The sequence below is a fragment of the Streptomyces specialis genome, from assembly GCF_001493375.1.
GTDB classification, from domain to species: domain Bacteria; phylum Actinomycetota; class Actinomycetes; order Streptomycetales; family Streptomycetaceae; genus Streptomyces; species Streptomyces specialis.
In genome coordinates this window covers 101,690-119,633 of the sequence record NZ_LN929755.1, presented here as the reverse complement: position 1 = coordinate 119,633, position 17,944 = coordinate 101,690, and the positions used below count along the sequence as shown (strand labels likewise).

At 72.7% G+C, this 17,944-nt stretch carries 15 protein-coding genes; 9 read left to right on the top strand and 6 right to left on the bottom strand.

Translation table 11 applies throughout. The annotated features are described in order from the left end of the window. Positions 1–50: 50 nt before the first annotated feature. Both BN2279_RS00555 and BN2279_RS00550 read left to right on the top strand, forming a co-directional pair. Positions 51–920, top strand: coding sequence for a HalD/BesD family halogenase (locus tag BN2279_RS00555; RefSeq protein WP_059005692.1), 870 nt, complete (start codon positions 51–53; stop codon positions 918–920). 73 nt (positions 921–993) lie between these two features. Then, positions 994–3,702, top strand: coding sequence for a choline/carnitine O-acyltransferase (locus BN2279_RS00550; RefSeq protein ID WP_234347231.1), 2,709 nt, complete (start codon positions 994–996; stop codon positions 3,700–3,702). Between the two features lie 67 nt (positions 3,703–3,769). Here the strand turns inward: BN2279_RS00550 and BN2279_RS00545 are convergent, their stop codons facing one another. From BN2279_RS00545 to BN2279_RS00535, 3 genes are all read right to left on the bottom strand, one after another. Beyond that, positions 3,770–4,966 carry a saccharopine dehydrogenase family protein gene (locus BN2279_RS00545; RefSeq protein ID WP_199827581.1) on the bottom strand — a complete coding sequence of 399 codons (1,197 nt, stop codon included), beginning with the start codon at positions 4,964–4,966 and terminating at the stop codon, positions 3,770–3,772. Between the two features lie 34 nt (positions 4,967–5,000). After that, the gene (locus tag BN2279_RS00540) at positions 5,001–5,534 is read right to left on the bottom strand and encodes a TerD family protein (protein WP_059005690.1); all 534 of its coding nucleotides are present in this window, start codon (positions 5,532–5,534) and stop codon (positions 5,001–5,003) included. Between the two features lie 126 nt (positions 5,535–5,660). Beyond that, entirely contained in the window at positions 5,661–7,169 is a 1,509-nt protein-coding gene (locus tag BN2279_RS00535; protein WP_059005689.1) for a flavin-containing monooxygenase, read from the bottom strand. A gap of 65 nt (positions 7,170–7,234) precedes the next feature. On the opposite strand from BN2279_RS00535, the gene BN2279_RS00530 reads away from it, so the two are divergent. Then, on the top strand, positions 7,235–7,930 hold the full coding sequence (locus BN2279_RS00530; RefSeq protein ID WP_079031696.1) for a TetR/AcrR family transcriptional regulator: 696 nt from the start codon (positions 7,235–7,237) through the stop codon (positions 7,928–7,930). A gap of 103 nt (positions 7,931–8,033) precedes the next feature. Here BN2279_RS00530 and BN2279_RS00525 read toward each other — a convergent pair whose 3' ends face one another. The 3 genes from BN2279_RS00525 to BN2279_RS00515 form a co-directional block, all read right to left on the bottom strand. After that, positions 8,034–8,639 carry a hypothetical protein gene (locus BN2279_RS00525; protein WP_079031695.1) on the bottom strand — a complete coding sequence of 202 codons (606 nt, stop codon included), beginning with the start codon at positions 8,637–8,639 and terminating at the stop codon, positions 8,034–8,036. A gap of 109 nt (positions 8,640–8,748) precedes the next feature. Then, positions 8,749–10,398: a cytochrome P450 gene (locus tag BN2279_RS00520; RefSeq protein ID WP_079031694.1), complete on the bottom strand. Its 1,650-nt coding sequence runs from the start codon at positions 10,396–10,398 to the stop codon at positions 8,749–8,751. A 106-nt stretch (positions 10,399–10,504) separates the two neighbouring features. Beyond that, positions 10,505–11,326, bottom strand: a complete 822-nt coding sequence (locus tag BN2279_RS00515) for an SAM-dependent methyltransferase (protein ID WP_059005687.1) — start codon at positions 11,324–11,326, stop codon at positions 10,505–10,507. 319 nt (positions 11,327–11,645) lie between these two features. On the opposite strand from BN2279_RS00515, the gene BN2279_RS00510 reads away from it, so the two are divergent. The 6 genes from BN2279_RS00510 to BN2279_RS00485 all read left to right on the top strand — a co-directional run bounded on the left by BN2279_RS00510 (position 11,646) and on the right by BN2279_RS00485 (position 17,916). Then, the gene (locus BN2279_RS00510; protein ID WP_234347229.1) at positions 11,646–12,719 is read left to right on the top strand and encodes a DUF6081 family protein; all 1,074 of its coding nucleotides are present in this window, start codon (positions 11,646–11,648) and stop codon (positions 12,717–12,719) included. A gap of 93 nt (positions 12,720–12,812) precedes the next feature. After that, positions 12,813–13,316 carry a metallophosphoesterase family protein gene (locus tag BN2279_RS00505; RefSeq protein WP_059005685.1) on the top strand — a complete coding sequence of 168 codons (504 nt, stop codon included), beginning with the start codon at positions 12,813–12,815 and terminating at the stop codon, positions 13,314–13,316. Positions 13,317–13,443: 127 nt separating this feature from the next. Beyond that, complete coding sequence (locus BN2279_RS00500; RefSeq protein ID WP_059005684.1) at positions 13,444–14,490, top strand: LacI family DNA-binding transcriptional regulator; 1,047 nt, start codon at positions 13,444–13,446, stop codon at positions 14,488–14,490. Between the two features lie 47 nt (positions 14,491–14,537). Further along, positions 14,538–15,515: an ADP-ribosylglycohydrolase family protein gene (locus tag BN2279_RS00495; protein ID WP_059005683.1), complete on the top strand. Its 978-nt coding sequence runs from the start codon at positions 14,538–14,540 to the stop codon at positions 15,513–15,515. Then, positions 15,512–16,693 (top strand): ADP-ribosylglycohydrolase family protein, encoded by a 1,182-nt coding sequence (locus BN2279_RS00490; RefSeq protein ID WP_059005682.1) that lies wholly within the window; start codon positions 15,512–15,514, stop codon positions 16,691–16,693. The genes BN2279_RS00495 and BN2279_RS00490 overlap by 4 nt, the downstream gene beginning before the upstream one ends. Continuing rightward, positions 16,690–17,916, top strand: a complete 1,227-nt coding sequence (locus BN2279_RS00485; RefSeq protein WP_079031692.1) for an ADP-ribosylglycohydrolase family protein — start codon at positions 16,690–16,692, stop codon at positions 17,914–17,916. The genes BN2279_RS00490 and BN2279_RS00485 overlap by 4 nt, the downstream gene beginning before the upstream one ends. Positions 17,917–17,944 lie beyond the last annotated feature (28 nt).

The following is a 17,944-nucleotide window of genomic DNA, read 5'->3' as shown; positions in this document are numbered from 1 at the left end:
GAAGACAGGGATCACCGAGTGCGGTGAGCCGGCACGTGGAGAGGACCCTCATGAGCACAGCGGAAGCCCGGGCAGTGGAACAGGCGGTCGACACCGACCGATATCCCCTGACCGGGCCGGAAAGCGCGGAGTGGAAGTCCGTGGTTTCCCGGACCCGGCACGAACTGCGAAGCTCCGGATGCAGTATCCTGCCCGACTTCATTCGCCCCGCCCATCAGGACGCATTGCGGCGGGAATGCGCAGAAATCGCCCCCGACGCGCATTATGACGTCGAGACGGTCAACGCCTACAACATCGACATCCGCACGCCGCTCCCCGAGGACCACCCGGGCCGCCTCACCACCCGGCGCGGCAACGCGTTCGTCGCCCGCGACCGCGTGCCGGCCGCCGCGATCATCCACCAGCTCTACACCAGCGAGCTGTTCAAGCGCTTCATCGCCGACTGCTTCGAGCTGCCCGTGCTCCACGAGCTCGGCGACCCCCTGTCCGGCCTGGTCCTCAACGTGGTCAGGCCCGGCATGGAGCACCCGTGGCACTTCGACACCAACGAGTTCACGGTCAGCATGCTCACCCAGGAGGCCGAGGACGGCGGGGTCTTCGAGTACTGTCCGAACATCCGGTCCGCGCGCGACGAGAACTTCCGCGACGTCCGCGCCGTTCTCACCGGCTCCGGCGAGCACCTCGTCCGCCGCCTCACCCTGCGCCCCGGCGACCTCCAGCTCTTCAAGGGCCGTTACGCGCTCCACCGCGTCAGCACCGTGAAAGGCACCCGCGCCCGGCACACGGCCATTTTCGCGTACAGCGAGCGGCCCGGAGTGATCGGCAGCGTCGCACGGACCAAGCAGCTCTTCGGGCGCGTCCTTCCCGAACACATCGAGGCCGAGAAAAAAGCCGTACGCGTCGACCAATTGCTGGACTAGAGAACCGATCGGCGACCGACAGCAAACCGCCGCCCTTCGACCCCCCACTCTCTATTCCAGGAGGAGTGCGACCGTGGCCTTCGACGAGACCGGAAAAATACAGCTCGACCACATATACACGCAACCCGATCCCCGCGCCTATTTCTCGACACTGAGGGAACTCGAATACTGCATTCCCCAGTTGGCCAAGCCCTATTTCGCGGAACTCATCGACCGGTACCGCGCCGGCAGTGGCGTGGCGACCCCGCACGTTCTGGACATCGGCTGCTCGTACGGCATCAACGCGGCGCTGCTGAAATGCGACCTCACCATGGACGCGCTGTACGAGCGCTACGGCACCCCCGAGGCCGCCGAGCTGAACCGCAGCGCGCTGCTCGGCCGTGACCTGGAGCTGCTCGCCGCGCGCGAGCGCCCGGCGTACGCCCGGTTCACCGGCCTGGACGCCTCCCTGCCCGCGCTCTCGTACGCCCTGTCCGCCGGATTCCTCGACGGCGCCGTCCACGCGGACCTGGAGGCGAACGAACCCACCGACCGGCAGCGCGAACAGTTCGCCGAGGCCGATCTCGTCGTCTCCACGGGCTGCTTCGGGTATGTCACCGAGAAGACGTTCTCCCGCGTCCTCGCCTCCCACGGCGAACGCAAGCCGTGGATGGCCCACTTCGTCCTGCGGATGTTCCCATTCGAACCGGTCACCGAGACCCTCGCCGACGCCGGATACGAGACCTTCCGCGTCGAACGCGTTTTCAAACAGCGGCGGTTCGCCTCTTCCGAGGAGCAGGCACTGGTCCTCGACACCCTGTCCACCGTCGGAGTGGATCCCCGCGATCTCGAAACCGACGGCTGGCTCTACGCTCAGCTCTACATCTCCCGGCCACGGGGAACGAACGGTAACGGGGCCTTCCGCCTCACCGCCGACGCAGAGCCGTCCAGATCCCTCATACCACCCACAACGAGGCAGAAATTGAACAGTAGTCACGAGCCGTCCGCCCGCACCTTCGGCAATGAGGACACACTGCCGCGCGTGCCGTTGCCGACTCTTGAGGAAAGCTGTGAGCGGTTCATCGAGTGGAGCGCGCCGCTGCTGACCCCCGACGAACTGGCGGAGACCGAGAGCGCCGTCGCCTCGTTCCTGCGGCCGGACAGCCCCGCGCGCACCCTGCACGCCGCGCTGGAGCGGTTCGACGCCACGGAGGGCGTGCACAGTTGGCTCGACACCTTCTGGCCGTCGCGCTACCTGGGCCGCCGCGACCGCATCGCGCTCAACGCCAACTTCTTCTTCCTCTTCAAGGACTCCGACCAGGGCCAGATCGACCGGGCGGCCGGTCTGGTCGCCGCGGCCGTCCACTACAAGCTCCAGCTCGACGAGGAGCGCGTCCCGCCCCTCGTCCAGCGCGGCCAGCCGCTGTCGATGGAGCAGAACAAGTACCTCTTCTCAGCCACCCGCATCCCCGGCGCCCAACAGGACACCGTCCGCCTCCCCTACACCGACGAATGGCCCGGCCCGTCGCAGGCCCGCCACATCGTCGTCTTCCACCGGGGGAACATGTTCCGCCTGGACGTGCTCGGCCCCGACGGCGTACCCCACTCGCTGGAGGACCTCACCGCCGGGCTCCGCGCCGTCACCAAGTCCGGCGCCGAACGCGCCGCGACCGACACCTCCGTCGGACACCTCACCACCAAGGCCCGCGCCGAGTGGGCGGCCAGCCGGCAGGCGCTGCTCGCCGCCGACCCCGGCAACGCGGCCCGGCTGGACGACGTGGAGACCGCGCTGTTCTGCGTCTGCCTGGAGGACTTCACCCCCCAGGACACGCTGGAGGCGTGCGACCATCTGCTCCACGGCGACAGCGGCAACCGCTGGTTCGACAAGGCCGTCTCCCTGATCGTCTTCGAGGACGGCCGGGCCGGGATCAACATCGAGCACTGCGGCCTGGACGGCACCACCATCCTCAGCTTCGTGGACGCCCTGCTCGGCACCCCCGCCGAGGAGCAGTCCGCGGCCTCCGGCGCCGCCTCCCAGGGCCTGCCCGCCGTCGAGCCCATCGAGTTCGTCCTCGACGACGCGCTGCGCGCCGACATCAAGGCCGCCGCCGACGCCTTCGCCGCCTACGGCGCCGCCACCGCGACCGCCACCGTCTCGTTCGAGGACTTCGGGCAGGCGCGGGCCAAGCAGCTCAAGATATCGCCGGACGCCTTCGTGCAGATGGCCTACCAGTTGGCCCACAAGCGGGCCAAGGGCATCACCGGCGCCACCTACGAGTCCATCGCCACCCGCCACTGGCGGCGCGGCCGGACCGAGGCCATGCGCGTGGTCACCCCCGAGGTGCTCGACTTCGTCGCCGCCATGGACGACCCCGCCGCGGACACCGCGACCCGGCGCGCCCGGTTCCGGGCCGCCGCCGAGAAGCACGTGGCGCGCGCCAAGGAGTGCCAGGCGGGCCAGGCGCCCGAGCAGCACCTGTGGGAGCTCCAGCTCATCCAGAAGCGGCAGGGCGCCGAACTCGGCGTCACCGAGCCGCTCGCGCTGTACGACTCGCCCGGCTGGACCGTCATGCGCGACGACTACCTGAGCACCAGCTCGGCGCCGTCCGTCAACATCCAGTACTTCGGCTTCGGTTCGACCAGCAGCAAGTGCATCGGCGTCGCCTACGTGCTGCTGCCCGACCGGTTCAACCTCTACCTCAGCACGCCGCTGCCGGTGGCCGAGCAGATGTTCACCTTCGCCGAGCACCTCCGCACGGCCGTCCGCGAACTCCAGGACCTGCTCGCCACCGAGCAGGGCTGACCGCCCCACGGCACGCACGCGACGCGGGGCCGGTCCCGCCCCCGGGACCGGCCCCGCGTCGCGCCGCTCAGCCCTCCCAGGTGTCCGCGCGGACGCGGAACGAGATGCCCGCCGCGATCAGCCGCCAGGTCAGCGCGTCGCCCATGGCGGTGGCCGTGGTGACCTGCCCCGAGGTCGCGGGCAGGTCGTCGAACGCCAGGCACAGCGCGGACTCGGCCAGCATCTTCGCGGTCTCGCCGTAGCCGGGATCGCCCCCGGCCACCTCCGTGACGACGCGCCGGCCGCCGCCCTCGCCGAGGAAGATCACCTTGAACCACGCCTTCGCCCGCAGCTCGGGCGTCGGCCCCTCGCCGGACGTCTTCCGCGCCAGCAGCCAGTCCCGGGCCGGCGGCACCTGCGCGAGCCCCACCAGCCCCAGCGTCCCGCCCGCCAGCCCGAGCGCCACCGGCAGCGTGCGGACCGAGATGTTGTGCCCGTACGCGAACTCCGGGCCGTACCGCTCCAGCGCCCGCGCCGAACGCAGCACCACCTGCGGGTCGATGGTCGGCGCGGGCAGCGCCCACCCGCCGACCCGCCGGTCGAACCGCGCCCGGCCGGGCAGCCCGCGCACCCACCGGCCCGTCGGCCGGCCCTCGGCGGCACGCCGCTCACGGGCGGTGCGCGCGCTCTCCCGCAGCCGGGAGAACGCGGTGATCGCCGAGTGGTACGTCCCGGCCGAGAACGTGCCCGAGGCCCGGACGAAGCCCTCCACCGTCAGCGGCACGCCCACCGGCAACCGGTTCACCGTGTACAGCACGCCCAGGTCGTAGGGGATCGAGTCGAACCCGCAGGCGTGCACCAGCCGCGCCCCGCTCGCCACCGCCGTCGCGTGGTGGCGCAGATAGGTCCGGTCGACGAACTCCGGCTCGCCGGTCAGATCCACGTAGTCCGTCCCGGCCGCCGCGCAGGCCGCGACCAGGGCGTCACCGTGCGTGATGTACGGACCGACCGTGGTGATCACGACCCGCGCGGACTCCGCCACCGCCCGCAGCGAGGCCGGATCGGTGACGTCCGCCGTGAGCAGACCGAGATCGCCGAGCGCCGGATCGATCCCCGCCAGCTCCTCCCGCACGGCGGCCAGCTTCCGCGGGTTCCGCCCGGCGAGCGCCCAGCGCGCCCCGGCGGGCGCGTGCCGCGCGAGATACGCGGCGGTCAGGGCACCGGTGAAACCGGTGGCCCCGAACAGGACGATGTCGTACGCGCGCTCCTCGGTCATGTCACCCATGCCGACAGATTACTGGCAAGTAGGGCCGAGAGGGTCACACCGCTTCGCGGCCCATCAGCGTCGCGAACGTGCCGGGGGCGGTGTCCTCGAAGCCCCGCACGGCCTTGCGGAACCGCCACGCGCCGGTCTCGTCCCGGGTGAACTCCGCGACGACCGCCGCCGTGGCCCCGCCGACCGAGGAGAAGTCGTCCGTGCCCAGCTCGTCGTACCCCTGGGCGATCCGCACCCGGGTGTTCGGCACGTCGGCGAACGTCTTGTGCCCGTCGCGCTGCTGGATCGCCACACCCACGACGACACGTCCGTACTCGGGGGCCAGCCGGTCGAACTCGAACGTCATCACCTCGTCGAAGCCGAAGCCCTGGCCGGTGTGGCTGTCCCGGCTGAGGTTGATGGTGCCGTCCGGCGACCGGCTGTCGAAGTGCACCAGATAGGCGGGCTCGCCGTACGGCGCGTCCGCCCGGTACGTCGCGGCGATGATGTCCAGATCGTGGGGCGGCTCGCCCAGCGGGCTGGCGTCCCACTTGAGCGCCACATCGGTCTTGCCGATCCCCTTGTTGGGACTGCTCATCGACGTCTCCTTCCACGGAACCGGGCGGCTGCACGGGGCCTCGCAACTGCCGGAGCGGATACCCGTGTTGTCCATGGTGCCACGATCCGCGCAGGCCCCGCCCCCGACCGGTCACCGCGGGGCCGGTCACGCGTAGGTGTAGGCGTCGAGGGGGAAGCGGCCCGCCTCGCGCAGCGTGGCGAGGGTCGGCGTCGGGCGCAGCAGGGCCGGTTCGCCGTGCTGGTTGAAGTAGTAACTGCGCGCGGAGGCGCAGGCGCCCAGAACGAACACCGAGTCGGCGAGGCGGGCGGTGACCCGGTCGAGGAACTCGTCGTTCGCCCGCCGCGTCACCTCGAACGTGGTCGCGCGGCGGCGTCTCAGCTCGCCGAAGAGCCGCTTCATGTGCCGCATCTGCGACTCGATGGTGGTGAAGTACGACAACCCGCTGTAGGAGTACGGGCTGTTGAGGCTGATCAGATTGGGGAAGCCGGGCATCGTCACGCCCTGGTACGCCTGGAAGCGGGTGGTCCGCCACCAGGAGCCGAGGTCGCGGCCGTCCCGGCCGGTGATCTGAAACGCGGGGAAGTTGACGTCCCACAGGTCGAATCCGGTGGCGAGCAGCAGGACGTCGATCGCGGTCCTGCGGCCGTCGGCCGTCACGATGCCGTCGGGCTCGACGCGTGCGATCGGGGTGGTCTCCAGCCGCACGTGCGGGAGGTTGAACGTGCGGAGGTACTCGTTGGAGAAGGTCGGCCGCTTGCAGCCGAACGAGTAGTCCGGGGTGAGCCGGCGCCGCACCTCCGGGTCCTTGACCTGCCGGCGCAGATGCGCCCGGGCGAGGAGCTCGGCCCCCTTGTTGGTGAACCGGGCCTGCCGGTAGTGCAGGACACCGACGACCATGATCGCCTCCAGCACGGCCGAGTTGACCATCCGGGCGGCGCGCTGGGTGACCGGGACCCGGGCGAACAGCCTCTGCACCGGCCGGGGGATCCGCCAGTCGAGCTTGGGCGTCACCCAGATCGGCGTGCGCTGGTAGACGGTCAGCTCGGCGGCCTCGCGCGCCACTTCGGGTATGAGCTGGACGGCGGTGGCGCCGGTCCCGATGACGGCGACGCGCCGCCCGGCCAGCTCGCAGGAGTCGTCCCAGTCGGCGCTGTGGACGATCATGCCGCGGAACGTCTCGATGCCGTCGATGTCCGGGGTGCGCGGCTGCGACAGGAAGCCCGTCGCGGTCAGCAGATACCGCGCGGTGATCGTCTCACCGCCCCGGACGTGGACGGTCCAGTACTGTCCCGCCTCATCCCACCGCGCGCCCTCGACCACGGTGCTGAACCGCATGTGCCGCCGCAGGCCGTACTTGTGCGCCACGTGCCCGGCGTAGCGCTTCAGCTCGGCGCCGGGCGCGAACACCCGCGACCAGTACGGGTTCGGCTCGAACGAGTAGGAGTAGGTGAAGGAGGCTATGTCGACCGCGAGGCCGGGATAGCGGTTGACGTGCCAGGTGCCGCCGAGGTCGCCCTCGCGCTCCAGGATCACGAAGTCGTCCAGGCCGAGGCGCTTGAGCTGGATGGCCGCCCCCATGCCGCCGAAGCCGGCGCCGACGATGACGGCGTCGTACCGGGGGGTCGCGGTCGCGGTGTTCCGGTACTGCTGCATACCAACTCCGTGGACGGGTACGGGGATTGTACAGGGATGTGATAAAGGGGTGTTAAAATGCGGCAGTGGGCATCTCGGAAAGACCGGCGAATGGCAGTGACGGCCGTCAGGCCGGTGGTCGGCTGCCCAGCGGACGGCACGGCCTGAGCCGGGAGCATGTCGCTTCCTCGCAGCGCGCCCGTATTGTCCTGGCGCTTTTCGACGCCGTGGCCGAAAAGGGTTATCCCTCGACCACGATCGGGGATCTGGTGGAACGGGCCGGGATCTCCCGCCGCACCTTCTACGAGCACTTCCCCAACAAAGAGGTCTGCTTTCTCACCGCGTTCGACGACGCGGTGGCGCATGTGAGCGAGCGGATGATCGAGGCCCTCGCGTCCGTGGCCAAGGACGACTGGCGCGAACGCATCCGGCGGTCCTGGCGCGTTTTCCTGGAGGATCTGGCCGCGAATCCCTCGGCCGCCCGGTCCCTGTACATCGAGACGTTCTCCGCAGGTCCCTCGCTCATCCAGCGCACCACTGCCGTCAACGCGGGATTCGCGCAGATGTTCCGCGAGCTGCACCGCCGGGCCCGCCGCCAGGACCCCGATCTGAGGGACCTGCCTCCGGCGGTGTTCGACCTCTACATCGGCGGCACGGCGGAACGCATCCGCGACTGCCTCCACACCCGCGGCGCCGGCGCGCTCCCCGAGCTGGAGGACCTCCTGGTCGACACGGTGGTCCTGCTGTTCGGGAAGGAGCCGGACGGGCGGTCCGCCGGCTGAGCCGGCGGACCGCCGCCCCGGGGCGGCGGTGGACGTCGGAGCTGTCCGCGTCGTCCGACGTCCATGCAGGCCCGCCCGCCCCGCGTCCGGCACCGGCGGACGCCTACGCCGTTCCGGCGAGATCGATGGTGATGGAGTGCTCCGGCCCGACGACGAGAGCGTTGATGATCTCCGTGTCGAAGCTGCAGTTCTCGAACCGGGGGAGCTGGTAGGTGCCGGTCAGCGTGCCGCCCTCGGCCGGGAGGAAGCTGTCGTCCGACGCCAGCTCGATCTCCACCGGGGCCGAGGTCTGGCAGTCCGGCATCGGAATGCCGATACCGAAGTGCCCGACCTCCGTGATCGCGACGCTGAATTCACCGGAGACCGTGACAATGCCCTCCTGGTAAGTGCCGGTGAGCGGCCCTCCCAATTGTTCGATCTTGACCTTGGCGTGCGTGGGCAGGAAGCCGAGCAGGTTGAACTCGGTCCTGGACTCGGGGAGGGTGATTTCCGCGGTCAGCTCTCCCGTTCCCAGGTCGAGATCGGCGTCGGTGGGGCCGGGACCCAGCGGCAGATCGGCCTCCAGGCCGGCGAGGTGGGTGGAGCCCGTGGCGGTGTAGGTGAGTTCGAGGGGGGCGGCGCCGGCGGGGGTCCCGGCGATGAGAAGCGCGCCGCAGGCGGTGACGGCGGCGGCGCCGGCGGTGAATGACCGCGATATCTGAACGCGCATGAGGCGACTCCGTTCCAGAGATTCAGAAACTAACTGGTACCACTTCGGGTACCGTAGAGTTTCTGAATGAGCGGGGTCAAGCGTCATCCGGCCGGTTCCCGGCGGAATGTCATCGGGGTGAGTGCCCGGCGTCCTCGTGATGCGCGAAAGCTGACAGCCCCCGAGGTCCCGCCGCCGGGGGCGGACGGCAGGACCTCGGGGGCTGTCGCCGGTGCTCGGGCCGGGCGGGCGCCGTCCGGCGCGCCGGCCCGGTCAGGCGCCTCACGCTGATGCCCGAGGACTTCACCCTGATCCCCTCCCGCGCGGCGGGCGTTCCGGGGTCCGCGTCGGCGGTGGGCTTGCGGCGGGAGGGGATCAGGGTGAAGTCCTCGGGCATCAGCGTGAGGCGCTCCGACACCTTCAGGCGGTAGTCGGCGTGGTCGTGCAGGTTGTAGCGGCGCAGCAGCAGGCCGAGGACCAGGGTCGCCTCGTGGAGGGCGAACTGGCGGCCGATACACGCCCGTTCGCCGGTGCCGAAGGGCTTGAAGACGTGGGCGGGCCGGGCCTTGACCCGCTCCGGCAGGAAGCGGTCCGGGTCGAACTCCTCCGCGTCGTCGCCCCATACGGACCGGTCGCGGTGCAGGGCGGGGACCAGGACGAGCGCCGAGGCGCCCTTCCGCATCGGGTACCGCCCGCCGAGCACCGTGTCCTGCCGGGCGGCGCGGGTGAACGCGGGCGCGGTCGGCCACAGCCGCAGCGACTCGTCCAGCACCCGGCGCACGTACCGCAGTTTGCTGACCTGCTCGTAGGCCGGGTCGCCGTCGGGGCCCCAGACCCGGTCCACCTCCTCCTGCGCGCGGGCCATCACCTCGGGGTGCTTGGCCAGGTAGTACAGCGCGAACGACAGGGCGCCCGACGTGGTCTCGTGCCCGGCGACGAGGAACGTGATGACCTGGTACCGGATGTTCAGCGGGTCGAGCCGCTCGCCGGTGCCGGGCTGGGTGGTGTTGAGCATCAGGCCCAGCAGGTCGTCGGTGTGCGTGGCGCCGCGTGCGGTGCGTTCGCGGATCACGTCGTCCACGGTGGCGTTGAGGTAGTCGCGGTGGGCGAGGAAACGCTGCCGGATGGGGCGGGCCAGCACCGGGCCGAGCAGCGGCAGGGTCGCGATGCGCAGCCGCAGCACCGCGCTGAGCCCGTCGACCATGGCGGTGACGAACGGATGCGGCTCGTCGCGCTCGAACGACCCGAAGTCGTAGCCGAATCCGGTGCTGGCGATCGTCTCCAGCGTGAGCTTGGTGGTGTCCCCGCTGATGTCCACCGGCGTGCCGGTCTCGGCGCGGCGGTCCCAGACGTTCATCAGCCGGTGCGCCATGGCGAGCATCGTCGGGTGGTAGCGGACCATCGACTCGCGGGTGAACGCGGGGGCCAGGATGTCGTGGGCGCGCTGCCAGTTGGGCTCGTTGCCGTACGCGGTGAACAGGCCGTCCCCGGCGACCGCGCGCAGGCTCTGCACGGCGTTGGTGACGTACTTGACGAACCGCTTCTCGTCGGCCATCTCGGCCGCCAGCTCGGCGCCGGTGACGAAGACGACCTCCAGCCCGAAGATCTTGCGGCGGAAGATCGGGCCCAGCTCGCGGGCCATCCGCATCGTGTCCTGCACCGGGGTGGCGAGCGACGCCCCGACCACGTCACCGAGCACCGGCAGGCGGCGCGGGGGGTGCGGTATGCGGTCCAGTTCCGGCCAGCGTTCGGCCGGGGTGCGGATGGTCGTCGTCGCCATGGCGGTGCTCCGTTGCGGGCGTTATTGAACTCGGTTCAGTAAAACTGTGCGCGCCTTGTTGAACCCGTGTCAAGTAACGGGCGTCACAGCGGCCGGGGAAGCGGGCTCAGGGCTTGCGGCCGACGCCGCCCGCCATCAGGCGCCGGGCCGTGGACAGGGGCTCCTCGACGGGGGTGTCCGGGCGCCACAGGGGAAGGGGGACCAGGCCCGGGGGGAGCATGTCGAGGCCGTCGAAGTAGGCGGCGATCTCGGCCGTCGTCCGGAACCGGCCGGTGCCCAGGAACCGGAGGAACGTCTCCTGGAGCTCCCGCGCGTCGGGGCCCGTGTCGCAGAAGTGGGTCACGACCAGATGGCTGCCCGGCGGCACGGCGGACATGTAGGCGTCCACCAGCCCCGCCGGGTCCTCGTCGTCGTGGAGGTGGTGCAGCATCCCGACCAGCAGCACGGCCACCGGCTCGGACAGGTCGATCAGCCGCCGCACGCCGGGGTCGGCGAGGACTGCCTCCGGCGCGCGCAGATCGGCGGTGACCACGGCGGTGCGGTCGTTCTCCTCCAGCAGGGCCCGGCCGTGGGCCAGGACGATGGGGTCGTTGTCGATGTAGACGACGCGGGCGGCGGGCGCGTGGCGCTGGGCGACCTGGTGGGTGTTCTCCATCGTCGGCAGCCCGGCCCCCAGATCGAGGAACTGGCGGATGCCGGCCTCGGCGGCCAGGTGGCGGACGGTCCGGCCGAGGATCGCGCGGTTGGACCAGGCCAGCTCGCCGATGGCGGGCATCGTCCGGCGCAACTGGTCGGCCACGGCCCGGTCGGCCGCGTAGTTGTCCTTGCCGCCCAGTACGGCGTCGTAGGCCCGCGCGATGCTCGGCACCGTCACATCGACGGCCACCGCCGGCTCGTCCGCCGGCCGGTACCCACCCTGACCCGCCACGTACGGCCCTCCGTCCCGCCTCCCCGGCGTTCGCGCGGCCAGGCTAGTCCCGGGGCCGGGCCCGCCGGGCGGGTTTCCCGGCAAGTCACCCGTGAGGAAAGCGTGTCGGGACCGTCGCGGCGGTGCGGAGGAACGCGGTACGCCTTTCCGATCCGAGCGCTCCGCTCCGCGTGTACGCTCCGTGGACGACGGGGATGTGAGCGCCGCCGGGACGTGTCCCGGCGGCGCTGTCCGAGCTGTGTCCCCGTCGCGGAACCCCTGGCCGACAGGGGCACGGGGAAACACGGCAGGACAACGGAGACCACACATGTCCCTCGGGATGAAGCGATTCCCACTCGCCCTGGGCGCGGCGGCCCTGGGCCTCGTCGCCACCGCGCTCGCGCCGCCCGCCACCGCGGGCCCGGCCGGACCGGCCGCCGGGGAGGAGACGGCGGGCGGGAGACAGGTCCTCTTCCAGGACGACTACGACAACGGCTTCCTCACCGGCCAGGGCGGCAACTGGCTGGTGACGGGCGACGAGCAGTGGCCGGCCGGCGACGCCGTGCCGACCACGTCCGGCGGCGTCCTGACCGTGGCGCCCGCCGGCACCAACCCCGCCACCGGGGACCCGGCGTTCGCCCGGACGTACGGACAGCAGGCCGACGGCAGTTCGCTGGACCACATGAAGTGGCTGGCGTTCCCGCAGCGGTTCACCAGCACCGGCCAACTCGGCTTCGACATACCCGACACCGGCTCCATCAGTTGCCGCCACCGCCTGTCCGGCCAGACGTTCGGCACCGAGGACCACCCGTTCGGGGACGCCGTCACCGACCCCGCGTCCGACCTGCGGCTCGCCTCCGTCGGCATGGTCAGCGGCGACGTGCAGAGCAACGCCATCGCGGACTTCTGGATCACCGACTCGACCATCTACGCCATGTACGAGCGGCTGCCGACCCCCGGCGCCACGTACGCCTCCTACACCTACGCCGTTCCGGTCGCCTCCCGCACCCCGGACCGCGCGCACGACCTGGAGATCCGCTACGACCAGGGCGGGCGGCGCGTCACCTGGATCGTGGACGGCCGCCAGAAGCTCCAGACCGACCGCATCGGGACCCGCGCCTTCGACCGCCGCCACCTGATGATCGACCACGGCGGCACCGAGGAGCGGCTGACGCTGAACCAGGTCACCTGCGGTCTGGCGCTGGCCACCATCCTCGACGGCGCCCGGCCCGGCGCCCGCGACGGCGACGGCCTGGTGGCGCTGGAGAACACCCCCGACTTCTACTTCGACCCCCGGCAAGGAGCCCCCGTCCCGCAGGAGTTCGAGGACCCGGCGAGCCTGCCCGGGAACCGGCTCTGGGGCCAGGGCGCCGAACTGAACGTCGACTGGACCCAGGTGGTCGTGCGGCACTGACCCCGCCGCGCGCCGCCCCCGGCGCCGCCCGTCCGGCACACCGGCCGGGCGGCCCTGCCGCCGGGGGCGCCCGCGCGGCGGTACGGTCGCCGTGTGCGCCTGCTCCTCACCTCCGACACCCACCTGCCCCGCCGCGCCAGGCGGCTGCCGGACCGGCTGCTGGAACTGGTGGCGGACGCAGACGCCGTACTCCACGCCGGGGACTGGGTGGACACCGCCACCCTCGACCTGCTCCAGGACCGCTCGCGCCGGCTGATCGGCGTGTACGGCAACAACGACGGGCCCGAACTGCGCGCCAGGCTCCCGGAGGTGGCCCGCGCGGAACTGGGCGGGCTGCGGTTCGGCGTCGTGCACGAGACCGGCCCGGCGGCGGGCCGGGAACGCCGGTGCGCGCAGCGGTTCCCCGACCTCGACGTGCTGGTCTTCGGTCACAGCCACATCCCGTGGGACACCACGACGCCCGACGGCCGGCTCCGGCTGCTCAACCCCGGCTCGCCGACCGACCGGCGACGGCAGCCGCACCACACGTGCATGACCGTGCGGATCGCTCAAGACCGTTCCCTGGACGTCGAGTTGCACCACCTCGGCCCGCTGTAATCCGTTCGGTCGGATCACGCCGCACCCTCTTGACGGGAGGGAAACACGGGCGCAACATCTGGGGACGTCCCGGTGGCTGGAAACGTTTACAGCGCTCGGGTCCGACGGTGTCGAGGGGGCAACGGGCATGCCGAATGGTGTACAACCCACCATTGTTTCGATCGCCGAGCACGCGGGGGTCTCCATCGCCTCGGTGTCCCGCGTTCTCAACGGCCAGGGCGGGCGCCACGACACGGTCGAGCGCGTCCGGCGCGCCGCCGCCGAGCTGGGCTACGTGCCCAACGCCGTGGCCCGTTCCCTCAAGGACGGCCGCACCCGGCAACTCACCTTCGCCATGCCGGACATCGGCAACCCCGTCTACGTGTCGATGGTCCGCGCCATCCAGTCCGTCACCAAGGCCGCCGGATACCGGCTGCTGCTGCACTCCACCGACGCCGTCGCCGAGGACGAACTCGCCGTGCTGCACAGCCTCGGCGACCGCACCAGCGACGGGCTGATCATCTGCCCCATCCGCATCACCGACGCCCACATCGACGCCCTGACCACGGCCGCCGGACCCGTCGTGGTCATCGGCTCCCTCCCCGACGACGTGCCCGTGGACAGCGTCCGCGCCGACTCGGTCGCGGGCGCCGCCATCGCCGTGCGGCACCTGACCGACACCGGGCGGCGCCGCATCGGCTTCGTCAACGGCCCCTCCGACACCGTCCCCGGCGGCAACCGCGACCAGGGCTACCGCGCCGCGCTCGCCGACCGCGGCCTGCCCTACGACGAGACGCTCGTCGTCCACACCGCCTTCGACGTCGAATCCGGCGCGGCGGCCGTCGAACGGCTGCTGCCCGCCCGCCCCGACGCGCTGTTCTGCGCCAACGACCAGCTCGCGCTGGGCGCCGCGCACGCCCTCCTGGCGCGCGGCGTGCGCGTGCCGGAGGACATCGCCGTCGTCGGCATGGACGACAGCGCCCTGGCCCGCGCCGCCTGGCCGCCGCTGACCAGCGTCGATCTCGGCTCCTCCGAACGCGGGCGGCTCGCCGCCGAGTTGCTCCTCGACCGGCTCCGCGACCCCGAGGAAGGACCGCACCAGGACCGCGCCGCCGGGCCCCCGCCGCCGCCGCGCACCACCACCGTGCCGCCCCGCCTCGTCGTCCGCGCCTCCACCCGGGCGGTGGCCGCGTGAGCGCCACCGCGTCCCGCTCCGGATTACGGGACCGCGCCCGCGGCGCCATGCTCGGCCTCGCCGTGGGCGACGCCCTCGGCGCACCCGCCGAGAACCTCAAGCCGTCCCAGATCAGGGAGCGTTGGGGCCGCATCGAGGGCTTCGTCACGGACGACCCGGCCGGTACGGACGACACCGAGTACGCCATCTTCTCCGGCCTGCTGCTCGCCGCGCACGGCTCGGCGCTCACTGTCGCCCACGTCGAGTCCGCGTGGCACGAGTGGATCGCCGACCTGGACGAAGGGCCGTTCCGGGGCGCCGGGTTCAGTGAGCGCGGCACCCTGGAGAACCTGCGCCGGGGGCTGGCCGCGCCCATCACCGCGCAGCATCGGCACGCCTGGAGCGACGGACTGGCCATGCGGGCGGCGCCGTTCGGCGTCTACGCCGCCGGGCGTCCCGCCGAGGCGGCGCGGCTGGTGTCCATCGACGGCACCGTCTCGCACGACGGCGAGGGCATCCACGGCGGGCGGGCCGTGGCCGCCGGGGTCGCGGCGGCCATGACCGGGTGCGACCCGGACGACGTGGTGCTCGCCGCGCTGTCCGTGGTCCCCGAGGACTCCTGGACCGCCCGTTCGCTGCACCGCGCCGTGGCCGCCGCCCGCCGGGCCCGCCGCGACCCGGACGCGACACCGCTCGCCACCGAACGGGCCGTCAGGTCCGCGACGGTGATCGGCGGTTACCCCTGGACGGACCTGGCGCCCGAGGCGGTCGGGCTCGCCTTCGGCGCGTTCGCCGCCGCCCGGGGCGACTTCGCCGAATCGGTGGCGCTGGCCGTCAACATGGGCCGCGACGCGGACACCACCGGCGCCGTGGCCGGTGCCCTGGCCGGCGCGCTGCGCGGCGAGGGCGCCATACCCGCCGAGTGGGCCAAGGCGATCGGCCCGGTCCGGGGGAGCTGCCTGCCGTCCATGGCCGGGCGCCACGTCCTGGACATCGCCGACCTGCTCACCCCGCCGCCCGGCGGTCGCGAACGGGGCGTCGCGTGACCGCCCGTCCGGCCGAGGCCGCCGTCGGCGGGCCGCCGGCCGGGGACGACCCGCGCCGGATCGGGGGCCTGCTGCCCGGCATCGCCGCCGGGGACGCCGCGGGCTGGCCCGCCGGGCGGCACCGCGCCGCCCGCATGCCGGGCTGGACCCGGCGGCTGACCCGCGAACTCGACACGTTCGCCGAGCTGAACGCCACCACCACCCTGCCGGTGCCGATAGCGCTCAACCAGCCGCCCGAGCCGCTGCGGCTGGGCCCCTCCGACGACGCGGAGTGGGCCGCGTTCACCGCCCTGTCCGTGCTCGCCGCCACAGGTCCCGGCGCCGGCCCGGTGCGCGCCGCGCTGGCCCTGGCGTGGACCGCGCTCGCCGACGAGATCGGCACGGCGGCGCACCGCGCCCCCGAGATCGAGTCCGCGACCATGCCGCTGCGCGCCCGCATCTCGGTGCGGGCCGGGCTCGGCAACCTCGCCGCCGGGCTGCTGCCCCCGGCGACCGGCCACGACAACCCGCACTACTTCGACGACGCGGCCTGCGTGCGGGCGGCCGTGCTCGCCGTCGTTCACCCCGGCGACCCCGAACGGGCCGCCGCCCTCGCGGAGTTCGACGCCCGCTACACCCAGGACGGCGACGGCGTGCACGGCGCCCGGGCGATGGCGGCGGCGGTCGCCGCCGCGCTCGGCGGCGCGCCCGTCGACGCCTGCGTGGACGTGGCGCTGCGCCAGCTCCCCGAACACACCGAGATCCGGCGCAACGCGCTGCGCGCCGTCGAGCTGGGCCGGGCGGCGTTGGCCGCCCGGCCGGGCCTGCCGGGCAACGCGTTCGCGCTGGTCCCGGTGCTCGAACACGAGATCGTCGATCACGTCTACAGCTACGGCATCGCCGCGGCCGAGACCGTTCCCGTCGCGCTCGCCGTCGCCACGGCCGCCGCGGGCGACGTCAGCGAGGCGGTGCCCGCCGCGGCCTGCCTCTCCCGGGTAGCGGACTCCGCGCCCGCCCTGGCCGGTGCACTGACCGGGGTGCTGGGCGGCGCCGGCGCGCTGCCCGGCACCTGGCGCGACGCCTGCCGCACCCTGGCGGGCTGCGCCCTGCCCCGGCTGGTCGGCACCGACCTCGTCGCGATCGCGGAGCGGCTCGCCCGGAAAACCCTCAGCACCTCCCCGGAAGGAACCGTCGCATGACTCTCTTCAGCGCGCAGCCGGCCGACCGGCCCGCCACCCCGTTCCCCGTCCCGTCCCCGGCCGCCGTACCGGCGCCGGCGTCGCCGTCGCTGGAGGACCGCACCGCCGGTGCCCTGGTCGGGGCCGCCGTCGGTGACGCCCTCGGCGGCGCCGTCGAGGGCTGGGCGCCCGCGGCCATCGCGGAGCGGCACGGCGGGCGCGTGCGGGGCATCGTCGAGCCGTTCCACCGGGACGACTGGCGCACCGCGCGGCCCATCGCGCCCTACCACAAGGGCGACGGGCACGTCACCGACGACACCCTGATGACGCATGCCCTGGTCCGGGTCTACGAGAAGGTCCGCGACCATCTCGACGCCTACGCGGTCGCCGACCACCTGGTGCCCGACCTGATCGGCACCCCGCGCTGGATTCCCGAACTGGAGGCGGAGGCGCTGCTGTTGCAGCGGATCTTCCTGGCCGAGAAGTGGCTCGTGGCGCGGATCCACTACGGCCACGTCGATCCGCGCGAGGCGGGCGTGGGCAACATCGTCAACTGCGGCGCGGCGATGTACATGGCGCCGGTCGGCGCGGTCAACGCCGGGAACCCGCGCGCCGCCTACGCCGAGGCCCTGGACATCGCCGGTGCCCACCAGTCGAGTTACGGGCGCGAGGCGGCCGGAGTGTTCGCCGCGGCCGTCGCCTCGGCGTTCGCGCCCGACGCCACCCCGGAGTCGGTGGTCGCCGACGCCCTCGCCCTGGCCAAGGACGGCCCCCGCGCCGCGATCGAGGCCGTCTGCGAAACGGCGGCCCGCTCCGACGACTTCGAGGAGGCGCTGACCCCGCTGCGGGAGGCCGTCCCCCCGTCCGACACGGTCGGGCCCGACTACCGCGGGCCGTCGCTGGGCGCCCGCCGCCCGTCCCGCCTGCACGCCATCGAGGAGCTGCCGATCGCGCGGGGCATGCTGGTCGTCGGCCGCGGCGACTTCCGCCGCACCGTCCTCGGCTCGGTCAACTACGGCCGGGACTGCGACTCGATCGCCACCATGAGCGGCGCGCTGGCGGGCGCGCTGGGCGGTGAGGGCGCCGTGCCGAAGGAGTGGAGCGGCGAGATCGCGCGGGCCAGCAGGCTGGACCTCCACGCCCCGGCGGTGGCGCTGGCCGCGGTCGCCCGCGAGGTGTTCACCCGCGACGTCGCGCGCCGCCGCGCCCACGAGGCGCTGTTCGGCACCATCGCGGGCGCCTGATGACGGCCCCCGCCGCCACCGCCGGACT